The organism is Microbacterium sp. CIAB417 (assembly GCF_022788845.1).
This window is the reverse complement of record NZ_JAHZUT010000003.1, coordinates 421,980-445,570: the sequence shown is the minus strand read 5'-3', so window position 1 is coordinate 445,570 and position 23,591 is coordinate 421,980. Positions and strand designations below refer to the sequence as shown.

24 protein-coding genes and 1 tRNA gene are annotated in these 23,591 nt (G+C 69.2%); 10 read left to right on the top strand and 15 right to left on the bottom strand.

Annotated features, from left to right (window positions below; translation table 11 throughout):
- Position 1 precedes the first annotated feature (1 nt).
- From KYX17_RS14455 to leuC, 6 genes are read right to left on the bottom strand one after another with little or no spacing between them, the layout of a single operon-like run.
- Positions 2-1,087 (bottom strand): D-alanine--D-alanine ligase family protein, encoded by a 1,086-nt coding sequence (locus KYX17_RS14455; RefSeq protein WP_243227671.1) that lies wholly within the window; start codon positions 1,085-1,087, stop codon positions 2-4.
- Positions 993-2,099, bottom strand: coding sequence for an NAD(P)H-dependent glycerol-3-phosphate dehydrogenase (locus KYX17_RS14450; protein WP_243227670.1), 1,107 nt, complete (start codon positions 2,097-2,099; stop codon positions 993-995). The genes KYX17_RS14455 and KYX17_RS14450 overlap by 95 nt, the downstream gene beginning before the upstream one ends.
- Before the next feature lie 16 nt (positions 2,100-2,115).
- On the bottom strand, positions 2,116-2,886 hold the full coding sequence (locus tag KYX17_RS14445) for a 1-acyl-sn-glycerol-3-phosphate acyltransferase (protein ID WP_243227669.1): 771 nt from the start codon (positions 2,884-2,886) through the stop codon (positions 2,116-2,118).
- Entirely contained in the window at positions 2,886-4,250 is a 1,365-nt protein-coding gene (gene murA, locus KYX17_RS14440) for a UDP-N-acetylglucosamine 1-carboxyvinyltransferase (protein ID WP_243227668.1), read from the bottom strand. The genes KYX17_RS14445 and murA overlap by 1 nt, the downstream gene beginning before the upstream one ends.
- Positions 4,251-4,260: 10 nt before the next feature.
- Entirely contained in the window at positions 4,261-4,866 is a 606-nt protein-coding gene (leuD, locus tag KYX17_RS14435) for a 3-isopropylmalate dehydratase small subunit (RefSeq protein WP_243227667.1), read from the bottom strand.
- A 1-nt stretch (position 4,867) separates the two neighbouring features.
- The gene (gene leuC, locus KYX17_RS14430) at positions 4,868-6,337 is read right to left on the bottom strand and encodes a 3-isopropylmalate dehydratase large subunit (RefSeq protein ID WP_243227666.1); all 1,470 of its coding nucleotides are present in this window, start codon (positions 6,335-6,337) and stop codon (positions 4,868-4,870) included.
- 247 nt (positions 6,338-6,584) lie between these two features.
- On the opposite strand from leuC, the gene KYX17_RS14425 reads away from it, so the two are divergent.
- Both KYX17_RS14425 and KYX17_RS14420 read left to right on the top strand, forming a co-directional pair.
- Entirely contained in the window at positions 6,585-7,904 is a 1,320-nt protein-coding gene (locus KYX17_RS14425) for an O-acetylhomoserine aminocarboxypropyltransferase/cysteine synthase family protein (RefSeq protein WP_243227665.1), read from the top strand.
- Positions 7,901-9,217 (top strand): LLM class flavin-dependent oxidoreductase, encoded by a 1,317-nt coding sequence (locus KYX17_RS14420; RefSeq protein WP_243227664.1) that lies wholly within the window; start codon positions 7,901-7,903, stop codon positions 9,215-9,217. The genes KYX17_RS14425 and KYX17_RS14420 overlap by 4 nt, the downstream gene beginning before the upstream one ends.
- A 9-nt stretch (positions 9,218-9,226) precedes the next feature.
- Here KYX17_RS14420 and KYX17_RS14415 read toward each other — a convergent pair whose 3' ends face one another.
- Complete coding sequence (locus KYX17_RS14415; protein ID WP_243227663.1) at positions 9,227-10,225, bottom strand: TerC/Alx family metal homeostasis membrane protein; 999 nt, start codon at positions 10,223-10,225, stop codon at positions 9,227-9,229.
- A 121-nt stretch (positions 10,226-10,346) separates the two neighbouring features.
- On the opposite strand from KYX17_RS14415, the gene KYX17_RS14410 reads away from it, so the two are divergent.
- From KYX17_RS14410 to KYX17_RS14390, 5 genes are all read left to right on the top strand, one after another.
- Positions 10,347-10,895 carry an RNA polymerase sigma factor gene (locus KYX17_RS14410; protein ID WP_243227662.1) on the top strand — a complete coding sequence of 183 codons (549 nt, stop codon included), beginning with the start codon at positions 10,347-10,349 and terminating at the stop codon, positions 10,893-10,895.
- Positions 10,892-11,983 (top strand): DUF4349 domain-containing protein, encoded by a 1,092-nt coding sequence (locus KYX17_RS14405; protein ID WP_243227661.1) that lies wholly within the window; start codon positions 10,892-10,894, stop codon positions 11,981-11,983. Before KYX17_RS14410 ends, KYX17_RS14405 begins: the two co-directional genes overlap by 4 nt.
- Before the next feature lie 61 nt (positions 11,984-12,044).
- Positions 12,045-12,644 carry an ECF RNA polymerase sigma factor SigK gene (gene sigK, locus KYX17_RS14400; protein WP_243227660.1) on the top strand — a complete coding sequence of 200 codons (600 nt, stop codon included), beginning with the start codon at positions 12,045-12,047 and terminating at the stop codon, positions 12,642-12,644.
- The gene (locus KYX17_RS14395) at positions 12,644-13,366 is read left to right on the top strand and encodes an anti-sigma factor domain-containing protein (protein WP_243227659.1); all 723 of its coding nucleotides are present in this window, start codon (positions 12,644-12,646) and stop codon (positions 13,364-13,366) included. Before sigK ends, KYX17_RS14395 begins: the two co-directional genes overlap by 1 nt.
- Positions 13,367-13,450: 84 nt before the next feature.
- Positions 13,451-13,666 carry a hypothetical protein gene (locus KYX17_RS14390; RefSeq protein ID WP_243227658.1) on the top strand — a complete coding sequence of 72 codons (216 nt, stop codon included), beginning with the start codon at positions 13,451-13,453 and terminating at the stop codon, positions 13,664-13,666.
- Between the two features lie 4 nt (positions 13,667-13,670).
- Here KYX17_RS14390 and KYX17_RS14385 read toward each other — a convergent pair whose 3' ends face one another.
- Positions 13,671-14,144: a CinA family protein gene (locus KYX17_RS14385; protein ID WP_243227657.1), complete on the bottom strand. Its 474-nt coding sequence runs from the start codon at positions 14,142-14,144 to the stop codon at positions 13,671-13,673.
- Between the two features lie 148 nt (positions 14,145-14,292).
- Between KYX17_RS14385 and KYX17_RS14380 the strand changes: the two genes are divergently transcribed.
- Entirely contained in the window at positions 14,293-14,892 is a 600-nt protein-coding gene (locus KYX17_RS14380; RefSeq protein ID WP_243227656.1) for a suppressor of fused domain protein, read from the top strand.
- A 97-nt stretch (positions 14,893-14,989) separates the two neighbouring features.
- Here the strand turns inward: KYX17_RS14380 and KYX17_RS14375 are convergent.
- A tRNA-Glu gene (locus KYX17_RS14375) sits at positions 14,990-15,065 on the bottom strand.
- Positions 15,066-15,175: 110 nt separating this feature from the next.
- On the opposite strand from KYX17_RS14375, the gene KYX17_RS14370 reads away from it, so the two are divergent.
- Complete coding sequence (locus KYX17_RS14370; protein ID WP_243227655.1) at positions 15,176-15,814, top strand: MBL fold metallo-hydrolase; 639 nt, start codon at positions 15,176-15,178, stop codon at positions 15,812-15,814.
- Between the two features lie 69 nt (positions 15,815-15,883).
- Here KYX17_RS14370 and KYX17_RS14365 read toward each other — a convergent pair whose 3' ends face one another.
- The 6 genes from KYX17_RS14365 to KYX17_RS14340 form a co-directional block, all read right to left on the bottom strand.
- Positions 15,884-16,153, bottom strand: coding sequence for an HPr family phosphocarrier protein (locus tag KYX17_RS14365; protein ID WP_243227654.1), 270 nt, complete (start codon positions 16,151-16,153; stop codon positions 15,884-15,886).
- A gap of 33 nt (positions 16,154-16,186) precedes the next feature.
- Positions 16,187-18,247, bottom strand: a complete 2,061-nt coding sequence (locus tag KYX17_RS14360) for a fructose-specific PTS transporter subunit EIIC (RefSeq protein ID WP_243227653.1) — start codon at positions 18,245-18,247, stop codon at positions 16,187-16,189.
- Between the two features lie 24 nt (positions 18,248-18,271).
- Entirely contained in the window at positions 18,272-19,216 is a 945-nt protein-coding gene (locus tag KYX17_RS14355; RefSeq protein ID WP_243227652.1) for a 1-phosphofructokinase family hexose kinase, read from the bottom strand.
- Positions 19,213-19,998, bottom strand: coding sequence for a DeoR/GlpR family DNA-binding transcription regulator (locus tag KYX17_RS14350; RefSeq protein ID WP_243227651.1), 786 nt, complete (start codon positions 19,996-19,998; stop codon positions 19,213-19,215). The genes KYX17_RS14355 and KYX17_RS14350 overlap by 4 nt, the downstream gene beginning before the upstream one ends.
- Positions 19,999-20,080: 82 nt before the next feature.
- On the bottom strand, positions 20,081-20,512 hold the full coding sequence (locus tag KYX17_RS14345) for a hypothetical protein (RefSeq protein WP_243227650.1): 432 nt from the start codon (positions 20,510-20,512) through the stop codon (positions 20,081-20,083).
- A 130-nt stretch (positions 20,513-20,642) separates the two neighbouring features.
- Positions 20,643-21,416 carry a hypothetical protein gene (locus KYX17_RS14340; protein ID WP_137417202.1) on the bottom strand — a complete coding sequence of 258 codons (774 nt, stop codon included), beginning with the start codon at positions 21,414-21,416 and terminating at the stop codon, positions 20,643-20,645.
- Positions 21,417-21,578: 162 nt separating this feature from the next.
- Here KYX17_RS14340 and KYX17_RS14335 point away from each other — a divergent pair, with 162 nt between their 5' ends.
- Positions 21,579-23,591 (top strand): DUF262 domain-containing protein, encoded by a 2,013-nt coding sequence (locus KYX17_RS14335; RefSeq protein ID WP_243227649.1) that lies wholly within the window; start codon positions 21,579-21,581, stop codon positions 23,589-23,591.

Sequence of the window (23,591 nt, the reverse complement as noted above, 5' to 3'; positions counted from 1 at the left end):
GTCAGCGCCGCGCGAGCGCCGTCTCGATGAGCTCCGACAGCAGCTCGGAGTAGCTGAGGCCGGACGCGATCCAGCACTTCGGGAACATCGAGATCGGCGTGAAGCCGGGCATCGTGTTCAATTCGTTGACGATCGGGCCGTCGGCGGTCAGGAAGAAGTCGACGCGTGCGAGACCGCGGCCGTCGACAGCAGCGAACGCACGCAAGGCCATGTCGCGAACCGTGTCGATCTCGGCGTCGGTCATGGCTGCGGGGCACACCACATCCACGCCGTCGCCGCCGAGGTACTTGCCCTCGAAGTCGTAGAACTCCCGCGAACTCAACACGATCTCGCCGGGAAGCGAGGCGCGCACGACGCCGTCGCGCCCCTCGAGCACGCCGACCTCGACCTCGCGGCCGACGATGCCCTGCTCGACGAGCACCTTGTCGTCCTCGTCGAAGGCGATCCGCAGGGCCGCGTCGAGCTCGTCAGCGGAGTGCACCTTCGACACGCCCACGCTCGAGCCCGCCCGAGCGGGTTTGACGAACCAGGGAAGCTCCAGGTGCGCCAGGCGCGGGCGCACCGCATCCGTGTCCTCGCTCCAGTCGGAACGCCGCAGCGTCACTCCGGGCGAGACCGGGATGCCGTCCGCCTGCAGCGCGACCTTCATGAAGTGCTTGTCCATGCACAGCGCCGAGTCGATCACTCCGCCGCCCGCGTAGGCCAGCTCGAGTGTGTCGAAGAAGCCCTGGATGGTGCCGTCCTCACCGTGAGAACCGTGCAGGATCGGCAGAACCGCATCGACCGCACCCAGCTCGCGCACGGTGCCGTCGGCGTCGCGGACGCGCAGTACGCGATCCCCCGCGGCCTCGGGCCAGATGATGCGCGTGCCGTTGTCGATCACGGCCGGCAGGCGATCGGCGACGAGGGCGAACTTGCCCGGGTCGTCGTCCTCGAGCACGAACGCGCCCTCGCGGGTGAGACCGACCGGGATCACCCGGTACCGCTCGCGGTCAAGCGAGCCCAGAACCCCGCCCGCCGTGGCGGAGCTGATCGAATGCTCGCTGGAGCGACCGCCAAAGAGCACCACCACTACCGGCTTGTCCATTCTGGGTCCTCTCCCCCTGCGGGGTGTCGTCGTCGGTCGTCAGGTGGGGGGCGATCTCGCGCGGATTCATCGTGCCATCGAGCACGCGCTTGACCTGCTCGACGATCGGCATCTGCACGCCGCTCGCCTTGGCCAGCTGCAGGATGGGGGCGACGGATGCGAGCCCTTCCGCCGTCTGCTGCATCTGCGCCACGACATCCTGGAACTTGTACCCCTGTCCCAGGAGCCTGCCGGCCGTGTTGTTCCGGCTGAGGGGTGATTGGCACGTGGCGATCAGGTCGCCGAGCCCGGCGAGCCCCTGCAGGGTCTCCGGCTGCGCGCCCTGAGCGACGGCGAAGTCCGTCATCTCGACCAGACCGCGCGTGATGATCGACGCCTTCGTGTTCTCGCCGTAGCCGACTCCGTCGACGATGCCGATCGCCACCGCGATCAGGTTCTTCAGCACACCGCCGAACTCGGTGCCGATCACGTCCGTGTTGACGAAGGAACGGAAGTAGCGGTTGCGCGCCGCACGTGCGACGACTTCCGCCGTCTCGGGACTGATCGAGGAGATCACCGCGGCGGTGGGCTGCTCCTGGGCGATCTCGAGCGCAAGGTTCGGCCCGGAAGCCACGGCGATGCGCGCCGGGTCGCAGCCGAGCGCCTGCTCGATGACCTGACTCATCCGCAGTCCGGTGCGCTTCTCGACGCCCTTCATCAGTGAGACGACGGGCACCGAGCTGCCCTCGAGCAGCGGCCGGACACCCGCGAGGTTCTCGCGCAGCGACTGGCTCGGGATCGACAGGTAGACCTGGTCGGCGCCCTCGAGCGCCTCCGCGAGGTGCGAGGTCGCGGTCATCGTGCGCGGCAGATTGATGCCGGGCAGGTACTTCGTGTTGCGCTTACCGGTGTGGATCTCGTTCGCGAGCTCCGGGCGGCGTGCCCACATCACGACGTTCGCACCGCCGTCGGCGAGGATCTTGCCGAAGGTGGTGCCCCAGCTGCCCGCGCCGAGCACGGCGACGCGGGTCACAGGGGTGGCGCCACGCCTACTCAAGACGGCCCGTCTCGCTCTGCCCGTGAGCGCCGGGCTCCCAGCGCGCAGCGGGGGCGGGCTCGCCGCGGAGGTCGGACAGGAGTCCTGCGATCTCGTCCATGACGCGCGTGGTGAGCTCCGCCTGCGCTGCGGGATGGGCGGCGCGGTCGCGGTACTCCTCGAGCGCGATCGGTTGCCCCACTCGCACACGCACGCGCCTGCGGAGCGGCCAGAGGCGGAACTTGCCGTAGCGCGGCATGATCTGCTGCGCGCCCCACTGCGCCATCGGGATGAGGGGGATGTCGCCGGCCAGCGCCAGGCGCGCCGCCCCAGTCTTTCCGCGCATCGGCCACAGGTCGGGGTCGCGGGTGAGCGTGCCCTCGGGGTACACGATGACGCCCGCGCGCCGCTCCGCGAGGTGACGCGCCGTGTCGAGCGCCTGCTTCGCGGCGGCCGCGCTCGAGGCGCGCGCCACGGGGATCATGCCGGTCGCGCGCAGCGCCCAGCCGAGCACGGGAACCCGGAAGAGGCTCTCCTTGGCCATGAACCGCGGGGCACGCCCCATGCGCCACACGGCCACGGCCACCAGAAGCGGGTCGATCTCGCTGTGGTGGTTGGGAGCCAGCACGAACGGACCCTCTTCGGGCAGGTTCTCCTCGCCCTCGATCTCGATCTTGGCGATCAGTCCGACGAACGGGACCACGATCCCGCCGAGCAGCCAGAACACGCTCGGCCGTGTCTTCTCCGTCGACGCGCGCCGCCGACGGGGCGTGGGCGCCGCCATCAGCCGATGACGTCGAAGTCGGCGCCGAGCGCGGTCAGCTTCGCGAGGAAGTCCGCGTATCCGCGGCGGATGATCCCGATGTTGCGCACCGTCGAGGTGCCCTCGGCGGCCAGCGCCGCGATCACGTGGCTGTACCCGCCCCGGAGGTCCGGAACGGTGATGTCGGCGCCGTGCAGCGGGGTCGGTCCGGTGATCACCGCGGCCTGCTCCAGTGAGCGGCGCGGCACACGGCGCGGCCCCTCCTGCAGTCCGTGCGGGTAGACCGTGATGTCCGCCCCCATCTTGACCAGAGCCTGGGTGAAACCGAAGCGGTTCTCGTACACCGTCTCGTGGACGACCGAACGGCCGGTCGCCTGCGTCAGGGCGACGATGAGCGGCTGCTGCCAGTCGGTCATGAAGCCGGGGTGCACGTCGGTCTCGACCGTGACGGGCTTCAGTGCCTCACCGCGGGCGAACAGGATGCCGTCCTCGCGGACCTCGAAGTGCGCTCCGATCTTGCGGAGCACGTTGAGGAAGGTGAGCATCTCCTGCTGGCGCGCACCGGCGACGAAGATCTCCCCGTCCGTGGCGATGGCAGCGCTCGCCCAGCTGGCGGCCTCGTTGCGGTCGAAGATCGACCGGTGGTCGTAGCCGTTGAGCTTCGGGACGCCCTCGATCAGGATGACGCGGTTCGGCTCGTAGGAGATGATCGCGCCCATCTTCTGCAGCAGCGCGATGAGATCCATGATCTCCGGCTCGATCGCGGCGTTGCGCAGCTCCGTAATGCCCTGTGCCCGCACCGCGGTCAGCAGCACCTGCTCGGTCGCCCCGACACTCGGGTAGGGCAGGTGGATGTTGGCGCCGTGCAGACCCCGCGGCGCAGACAGCCGGATGCCGCTGGGCAGCTTCTCCACGATCGCGCCGAACTTGCGCAGCGCGTCGAGGTGGAAGTCGATCGGACGGTCACCGATGCGGCATCCGCCGAGGTCGGGGATGAACGCCTGTCCGAGGCGGTGCAGCAGCGGGCCGCAGAAGAGGATCGGGATGCGCGACGCACCCGCGTGCGCGTCGATCTCCTCCATGTGGGCGCTCTCGACGTCACGGGGGTCGAGCACGAGCGAGCCGGGCTCGTCGCCCTCCGCGACACGCACGCCGTGCACCTCGAGCAGCGATCGCACCACGGCGACGTCGCTGATCATCGGCACGTCGCGCAGGAGGCTCGGGCTCTCTCCCAGGAGGGCCGCGACCATCGCCTTGGTGACGAGGTTCTTCGCCCCCTTGACCTCGACGGTGCCCCGCAGGGGCCGTCCGCCGCGGATCTCGAGGATCTCCGCTTCCTCCGCCAGCGGGCTGGAGGAGTCGGTCGTCTGCCCGAGAAGTGTCATATGCGGTACCTCACTGTGCGGGAAGGGGCGGGAGTGTCCGCGGCTTCCAGGATTCGCGTCGCGCTTCGTAGGCGGCGATCTTGTCTTCGTTGCGGAGCGTCAGCCCGATGTCGTCGAGGCCCTCCAGCAACCGCCATCTAGTGTAATCGTCGATCTCGAACGGTACCCGGAGCTCGCCCGCGACGACCTCGCGCGCCGTCAGGTCGACCGTCATCTCGATGCCGGGCTCTGCGTCGATCGCCGCCCAGAGCGCTTCGACGTCGGCTTCGGTGACGACGCCCGTCACGAGACCCTGTTTACCCGCGTTGCCGCGGAAGATGTCGGCGAACTTGGGGCTCAGCACGACCTTGAACCCGTAGTCGCGCAGAGCCCAGACCGCGTGCTCCCGGCTCGAGCCGGTGCCGAAGTCGGGACCGGCGACGAGGATCGAGCTCTGCGCGAACGCGGGCTGGTTGAGCACGAAGTCGGGATCCTGACGCCAGTTGGCGAACAGGGCGTCCTCGAAGCCCGTCTTGGTCACCCGCTTGAGGTAGACGGCGGGGATGATCTGGTCCGTGTCGACGGCAGAACGCTTGAGCGCGGCTGCGACACCCGTGTGAACGCTGAACTTCTCCATGTCAGACCCCCGCCCCGACGATCGCCGGCTCTTCGACGGGATCGAGATCCCCCGGACTCGACAGCGTTCCGCGCACCGCGGTCGCGGCGGCGACGAGCGGCGAGACCAGGTGCGTGCGCCCGCCCTTGCCCTGCCGACCCTCGAAGTTGCGGTTCGACGTCGATGCGCACCGCTCGCCCGGAGCGAGCTGATCCGGGTTCATGCCCAGGCACATCGAGCAGCCGGCGAAGCGCCACTCGGCGCCGAACTCCTCGAAGATGCGGTGCAGACCCTCGGCCTCGGCCTCCAGCCGCACGCGCGCCGAGCCCGGCACGACCATGACCCGCACGCCCTCGGCCTTCTTGCGGCCCTTCACGATCGACGCGAATGCGCGCAGGTCCTCGATACGGCTGTTGGTGCACGAGCCCATGAAGACCGCATCCACGGGAACGTCCTTCAGCTTCGTGCCCGGGGCGAGATCCATGTACTCCAGAGCCCGCTCGGCGGCCACGCGCTCGTTCGGATCCGCGATCTCGGACGGCGTCGGCACGACGTCGTTCAGCGACACGCCCTGGCCGGGGTTCGTGCCCCACGTGACGAAGGGCTCGAGCTGGTCCGCGTCGAGGAAGACCTCCGCGTCGTACACGGCGCCCTCGTCGCTCGGGAGCGTGCGCCAGTAGGCGACCGCATCCTCCCAGTCCTGACCCTTCGGAGCGTGCGGACGGCCCTTCAAGTAGGCGAACGTGGTCTCGTCGGGGGCGACCATGCCCGCGCGAGCACCGGCCTCGATCGACATGTTGCACATCGTCATGCGCCCCTCCATCGAGAGGGCGCGGATGGCGCTGCCACGGAACTCGAGCACATATCCCTGCCCGCCGTTCGTGCCGATCTTCGCGATGACGGCGAGGATGATGTCCTTCGCGGTGACGCCGGGACGCAGCGTCCCCTCGACGGTGATGGCCATGGTCTTGAACGGCTTCAGCGGCAGGGTCTGCGTCGCCATCACGTGCTCGACCTCGCTCGTGCCGATGCCGAACGCCATGGCGCCGAAAGCGCCGTGGGTCGAGGTGTGCGAGTCGCCGCAGACGACCGTGATGCCGGGCATGGTGAGCCCCAGCTGCGGACCGACGACGTGCACGATTCCCTGCTCGGCGTCGCCCAGCGAATGGATGCGCACCCCGAACTCGGCGGCGTTGCGGCGCAGCGTCTCGATCTGGAGGCGGCTGGTCGGGTCGGCGATCGGCTTGTCGATGGCGAGGGTCGGGGTGTTGTGGTCCTCGGTCGCGATCGTCAGATCGAGACGGCGCAGGCCACGCCCTTCGGCACGGAGACCATCGAAGGCCTGCGGGCTCGTGACCTCGTGCACGAGGTGCAGATCGATGTAGATGAGGTCGGGCTGGCCGTCCTCGCCCTTGACCACCAGGTGGTTGTCCCAGACCTTCTCGGCCAGGGTGCGCGGCGCGGACGCCACGGAGTGATCGGGATTGCTCATGCTGTCGTTCTCCTGAGATGACGGTGGATCAAGCCCGCAACGAACTCCGCGACGAGGGAGGCCTGGGTCTAGGACTCGTCGCGGCTGCGAAGGAGAAGGCGAGCGATCCGCACCCGCACAGGCTACCACCGCGCTCCGGCGGCGCGGCCCACGCGCAGCGGCGCGCAGGTGACGTTGTGTGTCGGCGCACTCGTGCGCGAGCCGTCCGCACACTTAGGCTGCTGCGACCCGAGACGGCAGGACTCCCATGACCGAACCCACCTACGGATTCGCCACGCGACAGGTGCACAGCGGCACCGAATGGACGGATGCGGCATCGCGCACCGTCCCGGTCTACATGACCGCCGGTTTCCGCTTCGACGACTTCGATCACGCGGCTGCCCACTTCGCCACGGGCGACGGTTACGGCTACACACGTACCGGCAATCCGACCATTGACGCGCTCGAGCGGCGCCTCGCCGAGCTCGAGGGCGGTGCCGGCGCGGTGTTCGTCGGCAGCGGCCAGGCCGCCGTCTCGGTCGCGCTGATGTCGCTGCTGTCGGCCGGCGATCATCTGGTGAGCTCCACCCACATCTACGAGGGCACGCGCGGGCTCGTGAACGATCTGCTCGCCCGGTTCGGGGTGACGGTCACGTACGTCGACGACATCGCAAACCCGCGCGCGTGGCAGGACGCGATCCGCCTCGAGACGCGTGCCCTGTTCGCCGAATCGATCGGCAACGCGCGCAACGACCTTCTCGACGTGCCCGCGATCGCCGCGGTCGCGGACGAGCACGGGATCCCTCTCGTCGTCGACAACACCTTCGCAACGCCCTATCTGCTGCGGCCGATCGAGCTGGGCGCGGCCGTCGTCGTGCATTCGGCGAGCAAGTTCCTGGCCGGGCACGGGGCGGCGCTCGGCGGCGCCATCGTCGACGACGGCCGCTTCGACGCCGCTCGTTCGGGCGCACTGTTCCCGCAGCTGGTGACCGCGCGCCACGACGGCGCGCCCAGCGTCTGGGAGCGCCACGGCGCCCGCGCGCGGCTGGCCTATGTGCGCGAGTCCGTCGCCCCGCGACTGGGCCCCACTCCCTCGCCGCTCAATGCCTTCCTCGTCTCGCAGGGGATCGAGACGCTGCACCTGCGCGTGCGCGAGCAGTCGGCGAACGCGGCGCGGATCGCGGCGTGGTTGGAGACCCGCGACGAAGTGGCGTCGGTCGATTACGCGGGGCTCGCGAGCCACCCGCACCACGCCCTTGCGGAGCGCCTTCTCCCCCGCGGCGCCGGCTCCGTCTTCACCTTCACCCTGCACGGTGGGCAAAGAGCGGCCCGTGCCTTCGTCGAGGCCGTTGAGGTCGTGACCCACATGACCCATCTCGGCGATGTCCGTACGCTCGTGCTGCATCCGGCGACGACGAGCCACGCCCAGCACAGCGACGACGCACGCGCGGCGCTCGGCGTGTATCCGGGAACGCTGCGCCTGTCGATCGGCATCGAGGATGCCGACGACCTGATCGCCGATCTCGAGGGCGCCCTCACGGCAGCGTCTCTTGCCGCATCCTCCCGGACGATCGAGGTCATCGGGTGAGTCGTCTTCAGCACTTCGGCTGGTTCCTGGCTCGAGGGTTCGGCCCGCACGGCTGGGGCTTGCCGAGCCTGGACTGGGACTACGACTGGACGGCTCCTCGCCTCTACCAGGAGTCCGCACGCACCCTGGAGCAGGCCGGTTTCGATCTGCTGATCATCGAGGACGCACCCTCGCTCGGCTCTGCGGAAACGATCGACCTGCGGGTGCGACACGCGTTCGGTGGCCCCAAGCACGATCCGTTCGTCCTGGCACCGTATCTGTTCGCGGCGACACAACACCTCGGCGTCGTCCCCACCGTCAACCCTGCGGCGTACCTGCCCTACACGGCCGCGCGCCAGTTCGCGTCGCTGCAGCACCTGAGCGGCCACCGGTTGGGCCTGAACGTGGTGACCGACACCGGCAGCGCCCGTCACTTCGGCACCGACACACCGCTCGGACACGATGCGGCCTACGACCGCGCGGAGGAGTGGCTGGACGGCATCCGCTCGCTGTGGCGCAGCTGGGACGAGGGTGCGCTGGTGCGCGACCGCGCCGATGATCGGTACGCGGACGGCACCCGGATGCGGGCGGTCCGCCATCGCGGCGAACACTTCGGTTTCGACGGCCCGCTGAACGCGCTGCCGTTCACCGACGGTGAACCCGCGATCGTGTCACCGGGCGGGTCGGAGCGCGGTCTGGCCTTCGCCGGAGCGCACTCGGACGTACAGCTCGCTCTCGCCCCTCTGGACGAGGCGAGCGTGCGCGCCAATCGGGAGAGCATCCACCGCGCCGCACGCGAGCGCGGCCGCACCCCGTCGGACGTGAAGGTGCTGTTCGCGATCCAGCCCGTGCTCGTCTCTTCCCCCGAGGAGGCGGACCGACTCGTGGCAGCGTCGCGCACGCCCGACGAGTCCGCGCTGCGCGCGATCGCCAGACGCCAGTCCTCGGATCTGGAGACGGATCTCACCGCGCTCGATCTCGACCGGCCGTTGCCGGACGGGCTCTTCGCCCCGCACGTGTCGCACGGCAGCATCCGTCGGCTCGTCGGCGACCACGATGCGCGCGAGACGCCCCTGCGGCAGATCCTGGCCGCGCACGCACGCCTCGGTCGCATCTCTGACGGCTCGGGTTGGGTGGGAACCGCGGGCGAGCTCGCGGACCGCATCGAGCAGCTCGGCGACTGGGGCAACGACGGCGTGCTGCTGTGGGGTGATCTGCATCCGGTCACCGTGCACCGCATGCTCGACGAGCTCGTGCCGATCCTCCGCCGTCGCGGAGTCCTGCGCCGCGAATACGACGGCGCCGGCCTCGGCGCCAATCTGCGCGCGTTCTGAGCGAACCGCTCAGCTCTCGTCGACGGATGCGGCCTCGCGCCGCGCCGCCACGACACTCGCCACAGTCGCGGTCGCCATGGCGACCACGATGACGATGAGCGAGACCCACGCCGAGATGTCGGGCGCCCACTCGACGCCGTGACCGCCGTTGATGAAGGGCAGCTCGTTCTCGTGCAGGGCGTGCAGGAAGAGCTTCACGCCGATGAAGGCGAGGATGAATGCGATCCCGTAGTGCAGGTAGCGCAGCCGATCGAGCAGCCCGCCCAGCAGGAAGTAGAGCTGGCGCAGCCCCATGAGCGCGAAGATGTTCGCGGTGAAGACGATGAAGGCGCTCTGCGTGATGCCGAAGATCGCCGGGATCGAGTCGATCGCGAAGACGAGGTCGGTGAAACCGATCGCCACGAACACGAGCAGCATCGGGGTGAAGACCTTCTTACCGCCGACCACCGTGCGCAACTTGGATCCGTCGTACTCGTCGCGGATCTGGATGAAGCGCCGCAGCATCCGCACGACGGCGTTCTCGCGCTGCTCGCCGTGCTCGTCGTCGCCGGGGAACGCCTGGCGCCACGCGGTCCAGACGAGGAACAACCCGAACACGTAGAAGATCCACGAGAGGTTGTCGATCAGAACGGCACCGAATGCGATGAAGATGCCCCGCAGGACGAGCGCGATGATGATCCCCACCATCAGCACCTCCTGCTGGTACTTGCGCGGGACGGCGAACTGACCCATCAGCAGGACGAAGACGAAGAGGTTGTCGACCGAGAGGCTGTACTCGGTCAACCATCCGGCCACGAACTGGCCCGCCGCATCGCCGCTGCCCGACACCCACAACAGGATGAGGGCGAACACGAGCGCGAGCGACACGTAGAACACGACCCACAGCGTGGCCTCCCGCGCGGAGGGGGTGTGCGGTCGACGGAGGATGAGGAGAAGGTCGGCGGCCAGGATCAGAACGAGCACGATGAGCGCGACGATCTGGAACCACACCGGGATCTCGAAGCCCATGAGAGCCTTTCGGAATCGGCGGACGCCACAGTTTATGCGGATCTGAGACGATCGCGCGGACGGGGACACCTGAGGGTGAGAGAAGACGACGGCGCATCCGACGCCGAGGGATTGGGGCACGATGACCAGCGATCGGGAGCTGATCGCCCGCGCATCGCACGGAGACCAGGAGGCCTTCCGGGCGCTGTACCGCGGCAACATCGACGCCGTGTACCGCGTCGCGGCGATCCTGTTGCCGACGAGCGCCGATGCCGAGGATGCGGCGCAGGAGACGTTCGTGACCGCGTGGCGCAAGCTCCGCGGGTTCCAGCTGGAGGGGGCCTCCGCTCTGCCGTGGCTCGCCACGATCTGCCGGCTCGTATGCGCCAACAAGCTGCGGGCGCTGCGCCGCGAACGCGACCACGTGGGCGCGACGCTCGACGAGCGGATGCCTGCGGCGATCGATGTGGAGCAGGCGGTCATCGACGCCGAGCTTGCTGATCGCGTCGCCCGCGAGGTGGCGAAGCTCGACGAGCTCGATCGCGACCTGTTCATCCTGTGCGCGGCCCGCGGCTACGCCTACGATGCCGCCGCTGCGGCACTCGGCCTCAGCCACGGCGCCGTCCGCAATCGTCTCTCCCGCATCCGCAGCCGCCTGCGCGGCACCGTCCAGGAGGGGAACGCATCATGACGATCGACGACCGGGATCAGGGGCACGATCTCTCCCTGCCGGATGCTCCGACCGCTCAACAGATCGACCGGATCGAGCGAGGCATCGAGCGGGATCTCGAGTTCGACCGTGTCCACCGACGGGCACGGCGCCGCGGGGGCTGGGCGGTCGCCGCCGCCGGTGTCTCGGTGGTCGCGCTGGCGGCGCTCGTCTCCCCCGTCGTGCTCGGCAGTCGCGGCGTCGAGATGAACAGCCCGGTGTCACTCACCGGAACCGCGGTGGCTGGGCAGCCCGAGACGGGGCCTCTCGTGGTCCAGGACGGGGCCGGAAGTGCGGACGCGAGCAGGTCGGGGTCCGCGGATGCCGGGCGCGAAGTCTCCGCGTCCGGTTGGCTGCAGATGACGGTCGACGACCCGAAGGATGCCCAGCAGCAGATCACCGCGATCGCGACGGGTGCGCAGGGGTACGTCTCGTCATCGAACACGGCGGAATCGCCGACCGCAACGGATGTGGCCTACCCCGTGCCCGCGCAGAGTTCCATCACGGTGCGCGTTCCCGCTGAGCGCCTGCAAGACGTGATCGACCAGGTCAGCGCGTTGGGAACCGTGTCCACGTCATCCGTGGACCGCGTCGACGTCACCGATCAGGCGGTCGACCTGCGCGCACGGATCGCAGCCCAGGAGACCTCCGTCGCACGCCTCACCGAACTGCTCGCGCAGTCGGGCTCCGTGTCGGACCTCATCGCCGCCGAGTCCGCGCTCGCCGACCGACAGGCGGCGCTGGATGCGGATCGACAGCAGCTGGAGATGCTCGAGGATCAGGTCGCGATGTCTACCTTGACCGTCAACCTCGCTGCGCGGGACGCAGCGCCCCAGGCCGACCCCGCCGGCTTCGGCGACGGGATCGCGGCCGGCTGGGCAGGGCTCGTCGCGACCGTCAACGGCATCGTCATCGGATTCGGCTTTCTCCTGCCATGGCTCGCCGTGATCGCCGTGGCCGGCGTCATCGTATGGGCCGTGCGAGCTGCCCTTCGTCGCCGGCGCGCCCACCGAGCACAGCCCGTTGCGCCGGCCCCGCAGCGGCCGACGGACCCGACTGAGGCCGGCTGAGGCGCACTATCACGCAGCGCTTCTCGTCGCGCGCCCCCGGGGCCGGGGTGCGCGATGAGGCATGCTGGTCAACGTGGTGATCGACGGAGTCAACATCCCCGAGGACGGCTCGGGGGGAATCGACCATGTGGCGACGTTGCTGGCGGCCATCGCCGGCGGCGATCAGAGCGCCTTCGCACAGTTGTACGACATGCTGTCGCCGCGCGTGTTCGGCCTGATCCGTCGCGTCCTCGTCGACCCGTCGCAGAGCGAAGAGGTGCTGCAGGAGGTCTTTCTCGAGATCTGGCAATCCGCTTCGCGGTTCGCTCCGAAGAAGGGGCAAGGAAGGTCGTGGGTTCTCACCATCGCGCACCGCCGAGCCGTCGACCGCGTGCGGGCGTCGCAGGCCAGCGCGGACCGTGACGCACGCATCGGCCTCCGCGATCTCGACGTGGCATATGACGGCGTCGCCGAGACGGTGGAACTGAAGATCGAGGGCGGGCGCGTCGCCGAGGCGCTCGCCGAGCTACCCGAAGCGCAGCGCGAGACAATCGTTCTCGCATACTACGGCGGCTACTCTCAGACCGAGATCGCAGCCCTCGTCGCGGCGCCGTTGGGAACCGTGAAGACGCGCATGCGCGATGGACTGAACAGATTGCGAACCAGGATGGGGGTGCAGTGATGGAAGAGGAAGAGTTCCGCGACCTCGCCGCCGGCCATGCCCTGAATGCGCTCTCCGCCGAAGACGAGATGCGCTTCCAGGAGCTGCTCGCCGCCCATCCCGCGTGGAGCTCGATCGTAGCCACCGAACTCGACACCGCGGCCGCCCTTGCCGATGGCGTGGACGAGGTGGTACCCCGTCCGCAGGTGCGCGACGCGCTTCTCGCGAAGCTCACCTCCGTCCCCCAGGACGCTCGCGTCGATGACGCGGCCCCTGCCCCCGCGCAGCGCCGCTCGCGCTCGCGGATGTGGTTCGCGCTCGCCGCCTCCCTCGCCTTCATCCTCGCGCTCGGCATCGGCGGCCTCGCACTTGGGCGCCTTCTGACCCCTGAGGACAGCGCTCAGGTCGCGCTGGAGCAGATCCAAGACGCCCCCGACGCCCAGTCCGCGAGTGTCGTCCTCGACGACGGCGCGTCGGCGACGGCGCATTGGTCCGCATCCACAGGTCGCGCGGTTCTTGTCACGGACGGCATGCCGACCCTCGAGGACGACAAGACGTTCGAGATGTGGTTCATCCGCGACGGCGCCCCGCTTCCAGCCGGCACGTTCTCGTCGGATGACCCCGTGGCCGAGCTGGACGGCACGTTCCACTCCGGCGATGTGATCGCCGTCACCGTCGAGGCCGCCGGCGGCTCCCCGAACGGGCTCCCGACCACCGACGCCATGTTCGCCATCACGACCTGACCCAGGCGGAATTCCGCACGGGCGCCGCTCCTTCGTGGAGCGGCGACGTGGCTGCTGGCGAGCGAACCCGCGCACACGAGCATCGTGGGCGTCGCAGTGTGTGTCGGCCTCAGCGCGGCACTCGGGGCCTGTGCGGCGGCGGCGACCCACGCCAGCGTGCCCGCGCAGCGTCTGCGGGTCGGTCAGCTGCTCGCCGCTGCCGCGCTCATCGCAGCGTTGGTGACGCCCGCCCTCGGCGCCGTGCAGGACGGCATCCTGCTGCGCGATGACGGCACCGTTCCGGTCGTCCCGCACCACTGAGGCGTCAGCGCCCCTCGTCGTCCGGCAAGTCCTCGAGGAGCTCGGCGAGGATCTCGAGCGCCGCGTGCGTGGTCGCCTCGACGATCTGCTCCGGGTCGTCTCCCTCGAAAGAGAACTCGCGCGCGCCGGCGTGCGGTCCCCGTGCCCATCCGATGAAGACGGTTCCGGGCGCGTGCCCGTCTTGCGGGTCGGGCCCGCCGATACCCGTCGTGGCGACCGCCGCGTCCACCTCGAGCGCATCACGCACCCCGGCAGCCATCGTGCGCGCGCACTCGGCCGAGCACGGGTCGATGTCCGTCGGAACGCCCAGGACGAGATTCTTCGTCTCGATCGTGTAGGCGACGACTCCCCCGGCGAACCATTCGGATGCCCCCGGCGTCGCGCCGAGAGCCGTGCACACCTGCCCGCCGGTCAGCGATTCCGCAGCAGCGACGCGGATGCCCGCATCCGTCGCCAGCTCACCGATCTTCTCGGTCACGTCCACGTCCTGCTCCCCTCGATCGCGTCGGACCTCGGCACCGTATGCCGCGACCGCATGCGGGCAGAGGGGATTGCATGGGCGACCTGCGCGCACTACGCACCGCACCGCAGTAGCGCTGGTCCCCACGCGCCTCTAGCGTCGAGAGGTGCCGAACGATCTGGAGAAGTCGATCCTGCGGTTCGAACAGGAACGGCTCGGGACTGTCGCCCGGGTGACCGCATACAACAACGTCGAGGACACTCTGTCGATCCCCGTCGCCCTCCTTCCGGCGTGCCCTCAGCCAGGGCTCACCACCGTGGCGACAATCGGTCTCAGTCAGTACGACAACGGCCTGACCGACGCTACCGGACAGCCTCTGCGTGTTGAGATGCTGGCCACTGGCCGCTCCGACATCGACTTCCTGGGCGACGTGGTCGCGAACGCGGCGCTGAATGTGGCATCGGAGGAGTTTCACGCGCGTCCGGGTGTGGTCTTCCCCGGTGTCTTCGGCGGATACTCTCGCGAGACGACGACCCCGCACGCTCTTCTCTGGCATCCGTTTCCGTGGGGCGATCGACTGAGCGGATTCGACCATCACGGGCTGCGCGTCGAGTGGCTGCTTCTCATTCCCCTCACCGACGCAGAGCTCGGTTTCATCGCGACCGTCGGTCCCGGAGTCGGCGGTGCGGGCTCCGAGCGACTTGTCGACGCTTTCGAACAGCAGAAGACCGACGTCTGGGATTATGGCCGCCGCAGCGCCGTCTGAGGGCCGCGCCTCGGTGACGTCATGGGTCGCGATCCGCGCGCGGCCGAACGTCATCGAGAAAACAAGAAAACCCCCGGATGAACCGGGGGTTTTCTGTTGGTGACCCCAGCGGGATTCGAACCCGCGTTACCGCCGTGAGAGGGCGGCGTACTAGGCCGCTATACGATGGGGCCGCTGCCGTGGCAACCGTTCAAGTATGCCATGCGGTCTTGCGTTGCGCCAAATCGAGGCCGGGATTCGTGTCGGGTTTGCCCCGGCGACCCGCGAAGAGTTGACTCGCGTCATGCGAATCACCAAGCACGAGCATGCCGCCCTCACCCTCGAGAAGCAGGGCCGCAAGCTCATCATCGACCCCGGTTCGTTCACGACTCCCCTGCCCGACACGGCGAACGTCGCGGCCCTCGTGATCACCCACGAGCACCCCGACCACTGGACGGCCGATCACATCGATCGCCTCGTCGCCGCCAATCCCGGGCTGCCCATCTACGCGCCCGAGGGCGTCAAGAACGCCGCGCCGGGATACGACGTCACCGTCGTGGCCCCCGGCGACACCGTCGAGGTGGAGCCGTTCCGCCTGCGCTTCTTCGGCGGGCGCCACGCCGTCATCCACGAGAGCATCCCGGTGATCGACAACGTCGGCGTCCTGGTCGACGACACGTTCTACTACCCGGGCGACTCGTACGCCCTCCCCAAGGGCCACGACGTGGCCGTGCTCGCCGCCCCCGTCGGCGCGCCCTGGTTGAAGATCGGCGACGCCATGGACTTCGTTCTCGCCGTGAAACCACGCCAGGTGTTCGGAACGCACGACATGACGCTGTCCGTCGCCGGCAAGGAGATGGGCCGCGCCCGACTGAAGTGGGCCGCAGAGCAACACGGCGGAGAGCTCGTCGTGCTCGAGCCGGGCGACACGCTCGAACTCTGAGCACGAACGACGAAGGCGGATGCGGCACCCGCAGGTGTCCGCATCCGCCTTCGTCGTCTGAAGGACGCTCTACTCGGCGTCGAGATCCGTCTCGAGCAGCGTGACGAGCTCATCGAGGGCCTGCTCGGCCCCCTCACCCTCCGCCTTCAGGGTCACGACACTGCCGTGCGAGGCACCGAGACCGATGATCGACAGGATGCTTCCCGCGTTAAGGTCGGGGCCACCATCGAGCGCGATCGTGACGGGGAGCTTCTTCTCCTGCACCGCCTGCACGAAGAGCTTGGCGGGGCGGGCGTGAAGGCCCGAGCTGCTGGCGATTGTCGCCTGACGTTCTGCCATGAGTGATTCCTCTCGTCTTACCCTTCTATGCTCTCAGGCCGCGACGGGTGCTGCGGTCGCTTCTGCCTGAGCGAGTTCCTTGCGTCCGACCCACTTCTTCAGCGCGACGACCACGAGGGCGGTCGCGACGGTTCCGGCCACGACCGAGATCAAAAAGCCCCAGATCGGGTCGATGGCGAAGAAGACGAAGATGCCGCCGTGCGGTGCGAGCGACGAGACGCCCAGTGCCATGCTGAGACCACCGGTGATGGCGCCGCCGACGAGGTTGGCCGGGATCACCCGGAGCGGGTCGGCAGCGGCGAACGGGATGGCGCCCTCGCTGATGAAGGCGGCACCCAGCAGCCAGGCCGCCTTGCCGTTCTCCTTCTCGACCGGCGTGAACAGGCCACGTGCGAGGACAGTCGAGGCCAGCGCCATCGCGAGCGGCGGGACCATGCCCGAGGCCATGACGGCGGCCATGATCAGGAACGGCACCGCGTGGATGTCGGCCGTCGATACGCTCGCCAAGCCCGCGGTCGCAAAGGCATAGGCGACCTTGTTGACCGGTCCGCCGAGGTCGAAGCACATCATGAGGCCCAGGATGATGCCGACGACGACGATCGCGCCGGTTCCGGCCAGATCCGTCAGACCGACGTTGAGGGCGTCCATGAGCGCCGCGATCGGGCGGCCCAGGAAGAGGATCATGAGTCCCGAAGCGATGATCGAGCCGATCAGCGGGATGATCACGACCGGCATCAGACCGCGCAGCCAGCGGGGCGGGTTGAGGCGCCCGAGCCACCAGGCGATGAAACCGGCGAGCAGACCGCCGATGATGCCGCCGATGAAGCCGGCGTTCATGAGCACGGCCACCGCACCGGCGACGAAACCGGGGGCGATGCCGGGGCGGTCGGCGATCGCGAAGGCGATGTAGCCGGCCAGCGCCGAGACCAGGAAGCCCATCGACGTCGCACCGATCATGAAGGCGACGGATCCCAGGTACTGACCGAGCGGGCCCAGCGGCGACGTGATGTTCTCCGTCGGCAGGTTCCACAGCGAGTTGTCGATGATCACCTTGCCGGCGTCAGCGGTGACCTGGTAGCCGCCCAGGAGGAAGCCGAGAGCGATCAACAGACCACCGCCGGCGACGAACGGGATCATGTAGCTCACACCCGTGAGGAGGATGCGCTGGATCTTCGCGCCCCATCGCTCGTTCTGGGCGGGAGCGCTGCTCGACGCCGAACCGGAGCCGGACGCGGCCGGCACGCGTGCACCGTTCGGGTCCTTCGCCGCGGCGAGAGCCTCGGTGATGAGGGCGACGGGCTGCTCGATGCCGCGCTTCACTCCCGAGCGCACGACGGGCTTGCCCGCGAACCGCTGCGGCTCACGCACGTCCACGTCGACGGCGAAGATCACCGCGTCGGCGTCGTCGATCACGCTCTGCGGAAGCGCCTTATAGCCACTGGAGCCCTGGGGCTCCACGATGAGGTCGATGCCCTGCTCCTTGCCGGCCGCGGTCAGCGCGTCGGCCGCCATGAAGGTGTGCGCGATTCCGGTGGCGCAGGCGGTGACGGCGACGATCCGCGCGGGGCGGCCGTCGACCTCGAGCGCGGCGGAGGCGGATGCGGCGGGCGCCGCCTGGGTCGTCGCGGGCGCTGCGGCCTGCTCCTCGCCGATCGCCTGGCGCACGGTGGACACGACCGCGGCGGCGTCGGCGGCGGCGCGCAGGTCGCTGGTGAACGACTCCTGCATCAGGCTCCGCGCGAGGCGCGACAGCACGGCGAGGTGCTCCTCGGCGGCGTCCGCGGGAGCGGCGATGAGGAAGACGAGATCGGCCGGCCCGTCGGCCGCGCCGAAGGCGACGGCGGGCTTCAGCCGCGCGAAGGCGAGAGAGGCCTGCGAGACGGCGGGGCTCTTCGCGTGCGGGATCGCGATGCCGCCGGGCAGGCCGGTCTCATCCTTCTCCTCGCGCGCCCAGGCATCGGCGAAGAGCGCGTCGGCATCCGTGGCCCGACCCGCGGCGACCACGCGCGCGGCAAGGGCCCGGATGACGGCTGCCTTGTCGGCGCCGAGATCCTCGTCGAGGACGACGAGCTCCGGTGTGATGGTGTCGGACACGATGACCTCCAGTGGTCGGGTTCGTCAGCGGATGATCCGCTGCACGGGAATCTCGGCGGTCACAAGATCCGCCGGGGTCGGGGGTTGGGTTCCAGGAAGGGATGCGGCGGCCGCGCCGTATCGCATCCCCATACGCAGACGTTCGGCGGGCTCGGCGCCGGCCACATCGGCCAGCAGGTATCCGGCGAGGGAGCTGTCGCCCGCGCCCACCGTGCTGACCGCGGTGATGCGAGGGGCCGTTCCCACCCAGACGCCGTCCTCTGTGACCAGCAGCGCACCCGCGGCGCCGAGCGTCACCAGGGCAGCACCGACACGCGGACCGACGAGGTCCTGCGCGAGAGCGACGATGCCGTCGATGTCGCGCGTGTCGGCGGGAGCGCCGGTCAGCTCGGCGAGCTCGTGCTCGTTGGGCTTGATGAGATCCGGGCGGGCCTCGGCCACGGCCGCCGCGAGTGCGGCGCCGGAGGTGTCGAGGGCGATGCGAGGAGTCGCGTCGCCGTGCGCGGCGCGCACGGCGACGATCGCGCGCACGTAGAAGTCGTCGCCCGCACCCGGCGGCAGGGATCCTGCGAGCACGAGCCAGTCGGCGCCTGCCGTGGCCGCGACGATCGTCTCGATCAACGCGTCCGCATCCGCCGCGCCGAGCTCGGCGCCGGGCAGGTTGACCTTGGTCGTCGTGCCGTGCGGGTCCGCCAGGGTGAGGTTCGCGCGGGCGTGGCCGTGCACGGGGACGGACCGCACCGGGATGCCGGTCTGAGCGAGCGCGGCGGCGTAGGGATCCTGGTCGGCCAGCGGAAGAACGGCGAGCGTCGCCGTTCCGGCGGCCGCGACGACGCGGGAGACATTCACGCCCTTCCCGCCCGCATCCTCGCGCACGGCGAGGGCGCTTTGCACCTCGCCGACCTGGAGCGGGGTTGCCAGCGAAACGGCTCGATCGAGGGACGGGTTGGCGGTGACGGTGACGATCATGCGACCACCACCTCGATGTCGGCGCGCTCGAGCGCTTCCGCCAGCGCGGCGGGCGGAGCCGCATCCGTTACGAGCACGTCGAGTGCAGACAGCGGCGCGAACGACACGAGGAGCTCGAGGTCGAACTTCTGCGCATCGCAGAGCACGACGACGCGCCGCGCCGCCGCGACGGCCGCGCGCTTGACGGCAGCCTCTTCCGGATCGGGGGTGCTGAGACCGAACGCGGCGGAGAGTCCGTTGGTGCCGAGGAAGGCGACGTCAGGGCGAAGACCCTGGAGCGCGGCGACCGTCGTCGCCCCGACCGCAGCGCCCGTCACGCGACGCACCCGACCGCCCACGAGCGTGAGGTCGATCCCGTCCTGTTCCGCGAGCAGAGGCGCGTGGGCGAAGGAGTGCGTGACCACATCCGCGCGGCCGCCGCGTGCCACGAGAGAGGATGGCAGTTCTTGCGCAAGTGCGCCCACTGTAGAGCCGGCATCCAACAAGACGGATCCGCTGAAGCGGTCGCCGAGGAGGTTCAGCGCCGCGCGGGCGATCCGGCCCTTCGCGTCGCTGCGTTCGTGAATGCGTTCGCTGATCGATGTCTCACGAGTGCTGGAGCGACCCTGGGCGACGGCTCCGCCGTGCACGCGCTGCAGGACACCGCGCTGTTCCAGAGTCGCGAGGTCTCGCCGGACGGTCTCTGTGGTGACGTCGAAGCGTTCCGCGAGGTCGACGACGACCAGTCGTCCCTCGGCGTCCAAGATTCGCTCGATCGCCGCCTGGCGCTCCGTTGCGTACATGATCCTCCTCGAAGGATCAACACATTACAACAGAAAACAACACAAAGAAATGCTCGAGCCGGGGAAAACCACACGGGGTCGATCACATGAGCCGAGGGTCCGCCGGTGTGAGCGTGACGATCATCCAGCTGCGCTCTCCGTCGGAGGTGCGTCGCAGGCAAGCCCAGTGCCCGGTCGAAGTCACGACAGCGTCGCCTCGCAACAGACGCCGTGCGTCGATCTGGCCGAAACCCGCACTCGCGATCGCGAACTCGATCGCCTTGCCGTCGGTGGCGGACATGTCGACACGCACGAACGAGGCGACCACAGCGACGAGAAGGCTCAGGAACCCGCCGAAAGCGAGAATCAGCACTGCGGGCACCACACCCAAGCCGGCGAATGGGATCGTCACCGCCAGGATGGCCGCGACGATCAACGCACCCCCACCCACGATCGCGCAGACGACCGTCACGATCATCCATGTGCGCATTGCCCGCGCTCTGGGCGCGTCGATGACCACCTCACTCGGCTGCATGCCCTCCCCCTCGTTCCGCTCCATCCTGAGTCATCGCCTCCTGACGGCCCCGCCTCTTGACGCGCGAGCGCGCGCACGCAAAACGGTGGCCCGATCCGCGCTGCGGATCGGGCCACCGTTGTGAGGGGTCTCAGGCCTCGCTCATGGCCTGGACGGCCGCCTGGCCCTTCGCGGCGTAGTACGCGGCGCGCGCCGCATCCTTACGCGCCTGCTCGGCGTAGCCGTGCTCGAGCACGTCCTGCGGAACTTCCACGCTCTCGACGTGGTTCACACCGTGGTACTTCTCGATGTAGGCGTCGAGCTCCGGGCCCGACGTCCACGAGGTGATGAGGCAGTAGCGCGGGTCGGTGCCGTTGTGCGTGGCCGCGTGCCAGAGGCGCTGGGTGTCGATGATCAGCTGGGCGCCGGCGGGGAGCGCGATGCGCACCTCGCCACGCGGGTCCGTGCGGTTCTCGCGCAGAACGAAGTAGCTGTCCTTGTCGTCCGTCAGGTTGAAGAAGCCGCGCACGACCCAGCCGGTTCCGTCCGGGTTCAGGCGGTTGTTGTCGTCCTGGTGCAGGTTGTAGAGGCAGTCGCCGTAGGGCGTGGGCTGCAGCTCGATGACGCGGCAGCGGCCCACGTTCGCACCCGGCTCCTGCGCGCGGCGCACGAGATTCGGGGCCTTCGCGACCTGCGAGTCGATCCACACGCCGTCCTTGTCGGTGCGCGGCGGCTTGTGGTTCCAGAACCCGTTGCACTCGATCTCGCCGAAGGCGCTGGCAAGAGGAGCGAACCGGGTGTCGCCCGAGGACTTCCAGTCGTTGTACTCGATGTCGAGCCACTCCTTGGGATCGAGCTCCTGGTTGTAGCTGTCGAGGACGACGTAGCCGGTCTCCTCGAGAGCGGCGGACTTGATGTAACCCATGACGAATCATGCCTTTCGGTGGGGGGTCAGCGCGTTTTTACTGGCCCAGGTAAGGTCAGCCTACTCGGGCACCTCGGCAATACCCGGGAGCCCCGTTGCCCCGGCCTAGAGTGGTCTGGTCGCCCCGCGCGACGCGCTTCGCCCGCAACGAGATCGAGGATCATGGCCACCGCCACCAACGTCGATGCGACTGCCGTCAACACGATCGCCTGGCTGAGCGATCCCGACCTCGCCATCGTCGTTCCCGTCTACCAACGGCAGTACCGCTGGGACATCGGCGGCTGCGAGCAGCTGCTGGCCGATGTGCGCCAGGTCGCTGACCTCCCGGAGGGACACACGCACTTCCTCGCCTCCATCCTGTCGTCGCGCGGCGGGGACTCCGACGACGCAGAGCTCGTGCTGATCGACGGCCAGCAGCGCATCACGACGCTGATGCTTCTGGTCGCCGCCCTCGAGCACACCGTGCGAGACAGCGACCCCGCGCTGGCGGCACGCCTGCACGAGGTTCTCGTGCGCGGCGGCGAAACCCACCGCACGAAACTGCGCCCCCACCGGGCGTGGGCGGACGTCTTCGAGAGCGTGGTGCTGGATCGACGACAGGCCGACGCCGACGATCGCACATCGCGCTTCGACGACAACTACGCGTTCTTCCGCAGCCAGATCCGCCCCGAGGAGGCGCCCCGCATCTGGCGAGGGCTCCAGCGCCTCGAGCACGTCGCCATCGCGCTCGGCGCCGATGCCAACGCGCAGCAGATCTTCGAGAGCCTGAACTCGACGGGCGAACCCCTGCGCGACCACGAGCTCATCCACAACTACATCCTCATGGGTCTCACCCACGCGGAGCAGACCGAGATCGAGGAGCGGTTCTGGCTGCCGATCGAACAGAACACGGGTGAGGCGATCGCGGACTTCTGGCGGCACTACCTGGTGATGCGCACCGGACGCGAGCTCACGGGCGGCACGACGCGCGCCGTGTACGACGCGTTCCGCGGCGAGTTCCCGGTCCTCGAAGCCGAGACCCTCGAGCGGGATGCGGCCGAGTGGAAGGCGTACTCGGAGATCTACCGCGTGCTCCTCGAGCCCGCGCACGCCTCCGACGAGGGCGTCGCCGCGCAGCTTCGCTTCCTCGGCACGTTCGGGCGCGGCACCTTCCCCCTGGTGATGGCCGCCTACCGCGACCATGAGCGGGGCGTCATCGACCGCGGCGCACTGATCGAGACGCTGGAGGATCTGCAGGCGCTTCTGCTGCGCCGGCTGGTCGCCGGTCTCACCAACGATCGGCTCGTCGCGCGTCTCTGTCGTGCGCGAGCCGAGGGCCCCGAGGCGCTGAGCCACGCGTTCGGGCGCATCACGCCCTCCGACGAGCGGATGCGGATCGCCCTCAAGTTCACTCCGCTGCCGCATCCCGCCTACGTGCTGGCACGCCTCGCGGGGCTCGACTCCGCGGCGGATCTCGACGTCGAGCACATCGTTCCGCTCGCACCGGGCGATGGCTGGAGCGGCGACGGTGTCCGCACCTGGAGCGAGTTCACGGAGGACGAGCAGAACAGCCACCGCGCGCTGGCCGCGACACTGGGCAACCTGGCGCTGCTCGAGGAACCGCTCGCGGAGCGCGCGCTCGATCGCTCGTTCCCGGACAAGCGCGACCTGTACCGACGCAGCGCCGTCGAGCTGACCGCATCCGTCGCTGACCTCGAGGCGTGGAACACCGCCGCGATCTCCCGGCGCACCGTGGTGCTCATCGAGCAGTTCCTCGCGGTGTGGCGACGCAGAGCCGATGTGCTCATCGACGACGACGATCTGACCCCCATCCTCGACGCGAAGAAGCGCCGCGGGTTTCCGCCGGGCTGGCAGCAGGAGTGGTCGTACGTGGAGTACCGCGGCGAGCACTGGGAGATCTACGACATCGCGTCCCTGTTCAACCGCATCTTCAAGCGGCTGTGGGCCGATGCCCGTGAGGACCTCCTGTCGTTCAGCGCTCGGCGCGGCGGGCCGGTGTACGAGACCCGGGCATGGAACGGCCAGTGGGACGAGCTCGGCGACGGAGCCTTCCTCTACATGGGCTGGGATTCGCGATACATGCTCGCCGCCGTGCAGGGCGTGCTCGAAGAGGCGGGGATCGCCGCAGAGGTCTTCGTGAAGTACTCCTACATCGGCAACGCGATGCGCGACTGA